This is a genomic window from Rhodosalinus sp. (assembly GCF_041685465.1).
Classification (GTDB): Bacteria; Pseudomonadota; Alphaproteobacteria; order Rhodobacterales; family Rhodobacteraceae; genus Rhodosalinus.
In genome coordinates this window covers 1-4,238 of record NZ_JAWLFS010000242.1, presented here as the reverse complement: position 1 = coordinate 4,238, position 4,238 = coordinate 1, and the positions used below count along the sequence as shown (strand labels likewise).

The 4,238-nt window shown below is 72.6% G+C and carries 5 protein-coding genes; 4 read left to right on the top strand and 1 reads right to left on the bottom strand.

Going from position 1 to position 4,238, the window contains the following annotated elements; all coding sequences use genetic code 11:
- Nucleotides 1–380: 380 nt before the first annotated feature.
- Nucleotides 381–1,262: a PfkB family carbohydrate kinase gene (locus tag ACESL7_RS13550; protein WP_372893841.1), complete on the bottom strand. Its 882-nt coding sequence runs from the start codon at nucleotides 1,260–1,262 to the stop codon at nucleotides 381–383.
- Nucleotides 1,263–1,563: 301 nt separating this feature from the next.
- Between ACESL7_RS13550 and ACESL7_RS13545 the strand changes: the two genes are divergently transcribed.
- The 4 genes from ACESL7_RS13545 to ACESL7_RS13530 all read left to right on the top strand — a co-directional run.
- Entirely contained in the window at nucleotides 1,564–2,490 is a 927-nt protein-coding gene (locus ACESL7_RS13545; protein WP_372893840.1) for a histone deacetylase family protein, read from the top strand.
- Nucleotides 2,487–2,732: an exodeoxyribonuclease VII small subunit gene (locus ACESL7_RS13540; RefSeq protein ID WP_372893839.1), complete on the top strand. Its 246-nt coding sequence runs from the start codon at nucleotides 2,487–2,489 to the stop codon at nucleotides 2,730–2,732. The genes ACESL7_RS13545 and ACESL7_RS13540 overlap by 4 nt, the downstream gene beginning before the upstream one ends.
- Complete coding sequence (locus tag ACESL7_RS13535) at nucleotides 2,733–3,602, top strand: polyprenyl synthetase family protein (RefSeq protein ID WP_372893838.1); 870 nt, start codon at nucleotides 2,733–2,735, stop codon at nucleotides 3,600–3,602.
- 16 nt (nucleotides 3,603–3,618) lie between these two features.
- The coding region (locus ACESL7_RS13530; RefSeq protein WP_372893837.1) for a 1-deoxy-D-xylulose-5-phosphate synthase N-terminal domain-containing protein at nucleotides 3,619–4,238 on the top strand (620 nt) is incomplete at its 3' end.

Below are 4,238 nucleotides of genomic sequence, written 5' to 3'. Positions count from 1 at the left end.
GCACGAACGAGCGCGCTCGCGCCTCTGCTCCGAATGAGCCGGCCGGATTGCGACCAGGATGCCGACAATCCGGGTTGCGATCCCGGCGGGCACCGCGCCGGCCCGGATCGTCACGTGCGTCGCAGGCGCGGCCGGCGATCACGATTCCGATCCTTGCTGAGCGCTCCGGTTGGGCAGATCCGGCTGTGCCGGGCTGTCACAGTTCCGGCCGGGCATCCCCCCCAACCCCGGCGCTATTCACGCGCGGCTCTGGCGGACGATTGACGTGGCGATACGCGGACCGGAAAGGCGAGGTTTCCTGTCGGCGACGCGGGGCGAGTAATCGGGACCCGTCCGCGCCGGACCGCCCGGGCGCCGGCGGCGGGCGAGCATCCCGGCGGTCATGGGGGCCATGATCCGAGTCGCGCCTCCTGCACCTCCTTGAGATCGGGGATCGCGTCGGCGGTGCCCGGGCGCGCGACCATGAGCGCCGCGGCCACCTGCGCCTGCCCGATCGCCTGTGCCATGGGCAGACCGCGGTCGAGCCCGGCGAGGACATATCCCGCGAAGGTGTCGCCCGCGCCGGTCGCGTCCACGGCCTCGACGCGCGGGGCAGGGATGTCCTGGGCGCCGTCGGCCCCGTGCCAGCGGCAGCCCTCCGCGCCCCGCGTCACGAGCACGTCCGGCACGCCGAGCGCGTCGATCCGCCGGCCGAGCGCCGCCTCGAGCTGCTCGGCCTCCACGGCGTTCAGGATCAGCAGGTCCAGCACGTCGAGCACCGCGCCCACTGCCTGCCCGTCGAAGGGCGCGGCGACATAGGCCGTGGCGAGCCCCATTCGCTTCGCCGTTGCGAGCCAGGCCGCCTGCCCGTTCGTCTCGTTCTGCGCGACGGCGCGATCGCCGACCCGCGCCTCGGCCAGCGGCGCGTCCCGCGTCGCCTGCGGGATCGCCGCGTTGGCCCCGGGCCAGACGAGAATGCTGTTCTCGCCGCCGGGCGCGACAGCGATCACCGCGTGGCCGGTCACCTCGCCCACTTCGGATACATGGCGCACGTCGACGCCGTATTCCATCAGCCGGTCGACCGCCCAGCGCCCATCCGGGCCCACGGCGCCCACGTGCACGACCCGTGCCGCCGCGCGCGCCGCGGCGACCGAAAGATTCGCGCCCTTGCCGCCGAGGCCCCGCGTCAGCCCCTCGGCGGCCAGCGTTTCGCCCGGCGCTGGCAGGCGCGGCACGCGATAGGCGAAATCGGCGTTGATCGAGCCAAGATTCCAGACCGTCACCGCGCACTCCTTTCAACCCGCCATAGTCATCCGGAAACGTCGAAAATGGCCGCTGTCCCCGACGAGGGTCCCTGCGATCCGGACGCAGTGCGCGCGCCGACGGCCGCCGTCCGGGCCTTTCGGCCGAAGGTTACAGCCGCTGCTGGCAGGCTTCAACATGGCGCTGCGGTCCGGGGGCGGGCCGGCCTGCGCGCGGATGGCGTTTGCAGCGACAATCGCGTGCGGCGCGGGGGTGCCGACGGCGCCACCGGCGATGTGCGGTGGCTTGTGCGCGCAGCGGGATTACGTTTTTACTTCGGCCATGACGACCGCGCTTCTGACCCATGCCGACGCGCTCGGCCATGTCACGCCGCCCGGCCATCCCGAGCGGGTGGCGCGGCTCGAGCATGTGCTGCACGCGCTCGAGGGGCTGGACCTGATGCGCGTGACCGCGCCGATGGCCGCCGAGGACGATCTCCTGCGCATCCATCCCGAGAGCTACCTCGAGATGCTGCGGCTGAACGCCCCCCGCGAGGGCTTCGCCGAGCTCGACGCGGACACCTTCCTCTCGCCGGGATCGGTCGAGGCGGCCTGGCGCGCGGCAGGGGCGGCCACGCGCGCGGTGGATCTCGTCGCGGGCGGCGAGGCGGGCAACGCCTTCTGCGCGATGCGCCCGCCGGGCCACCATGCCGAGACGGAGACGCCGATGGGGTTCTGCCTGCTCGGCAACGCGGCGCTCGCGGCCCGTCATGCGCTGGACCATCACGGGATGGGGCGCGTCGCGGTCGTGGATTTCGACGTGCACCACGGCAACGGCACGCAGGACATCCTCTGGGACGAACCGAACGCGCTCTTCGTCTCCTCGCACCAGATGCCGCTCTGGCCCGGGACCGGCAAACCCGACGAGACCGGCGCCTACGGCAACGTGATGAACGTCCCGATCGCGCCGGGCACGGATGGCGCGCGGATGCGCGCGGCCTACACCGAGGAGGTCTTTCCACGCGTGCGCGCCTTCGCGCCGGAGCTGATCGTCGTCTCGGCCGGGTTCGACGCGCATCTCGCCGATCCGCTCGCGCATCTCGAATGGCTGGACGAGGATTTCGCCTGGCTCACGCGGGAGCTCTGCGCGCTCGCGGACGCGATCTGCGGCGGGCGTCTGGTCTCCGTGCTCGAAGGGGGCTACGACCTCGAGGCGCTGGCGCGGAGCGCGCGGGCGCATGTCACGGAACTGAAGGAGGCCGCGGGATGACCGAGGCGACGCCGGTGGCGGAGATGAGCTTCGAGGAGGCGATGCGCGAGCTGGAGGCCGTGGTCACCAAGCTCGAGCGCGGCGACGTCGCGCTGGAGGACTCGATCCGGCTCTACGAGCGCGGTGCGGAGCTGAAGAAACGCTGCGAGACCAAGCTCAAGGAGGCCGAGGAGAAGGTGGCGCAGATCACCCTCGACGGGCAGGGGCAGCCCACCGGGACCACGCCGGCCGGAGACGTCTGAGTGTTCCGCGACCGGCTCGACGCGGCGGCCGACGCGGTCGGCGCGCACCTTGCGCATGTGCTGGCCGAGTACGGCGATCTGCCGGTGGCGCAGGCGATGGCCCATGCCGCGGGCGGCGGCAAGCGGCTGCGCGGCTTCCTTGTGCTGGAGAGCGCACGGCTCTGCGGCGAGGATGAGGCCCGCGCGCTCTGGCCGGCCGCCGCGATCGAGGCGGTGCATGCCTACAGCCTCGTGCATGACGACCTGCCCTGCATGGACGACGACGACATGCGCCGGGGCCAGCCCACGGTTCACCTGAAATGGGACGAGGCGACCGCGGTGCTCGCCGGCGACGCGCTGCAGAGCGCGGCCTTCGAGATGGTGCTGCGGCCCGAGTGCCACCCGGAGGCGGCGGTGCGCGCGGAACTCGCGCTGACGCTCGCGCGGGCGGCAGGCGCGCACGGCATGGTGCGGGGGCAGGCGCTCGACATTGCCGCCGAGGCGGCGGAGGTGCCGCTCGGCCTCGCCGAGATCGAGGCGCTGCAGGCCGGCAAGACCGGCGCGCTCTTCGGCTGGGCGGCGGAGGCGGGCGCGCGGCTGGCGCGTGCCGACGTGACGCCCTTCACCGCCTATGCCGCGGCGCTGGGTCTCGCCTTCCAGATCGCGGACGATCTGCTGGACGTGGAGGGCGACGCGGAGACCGCCGGCAAGCGGCTCAGGAAGGACGCCGAGGCGGGCAAGGCGACCTTCGTCTCGCTTCTCGGGGCCGACGGCGCGCGGGCGCGCGCGGCCGAGCTCGCGGAGCGCGCCTGCGACGCCGTGGCGCCCTTCGGCGCCGAGGCCGGAACCTTGCAGGCGCTGGCCCGCTTCATTATTTCCCGTGAAACGTGACCCGGGAGGCGCGCGCATGAGCCACGGCCCTGAGACGCCCCTGCTCGACCGGGTGCGCACACCGTCGGACCTGAAGGGATACTCGGACGCTGAGCTCGCCACGCTCGCCGACGAACTGCGCGCGGAGACGATCGCGGCGGTGAGCCAGACGGGCGGGCACCTCGGCGCCGGTCTCGGCGTCGTCGAACTGACCGTGGCGCTGCATGCGGTCTTCGACGCGCCGCGCGACAAGATCATCTGGGACGTGAGCCATCAGTCCTATCCGCACAAGATCCTGACCGGCCGGCGGGAGCGGATGCAAACGATCCGCCAGAAGGACGGGCTCTCGGGGTTCACCAAGCGCTCGGAAAGCCCGTTCGATCCCTTCGGCGCGGCGCATTCCTCCACCTCGATCAGCGCGGCGCTCGGTTTCAAGGTGGCGGCCGACCTCGGCGGCGACGCGCCGGTGGGCCACGGCGATTCCATCGCGGTGATCGGCGACGGCGCGATGAGCGCGGGCATGGCCTACGAGGCGATGAACCACGCGGGCGATCAGGGCCGGCGGTTGATCGTGATCCTCAACGACAACGAGATGTCCATCGCGCCGCCGGTGGGGGCGATGTCGCGCTACCTCTCGCGGCTCTACGCCGAGGCGCC

Bases quoted from the DNA above. Each gene is read 5' to 3' on its own strand.
- ACESL7_RS13545 (WP_372893840.1), top strand. From the start codon at position 1,564: ATGACGACCGCGCTTCTGACCCATGCCGACGCGCTCGGCCATGTCACG.
- ACESL7_RS13540 (WP_372893839.1), top strand. From the start codon at position 2,487: ATGACCGAGGCGACGCCGGTGGCGGAGATGAGCTTCGAGGAGGCGATG.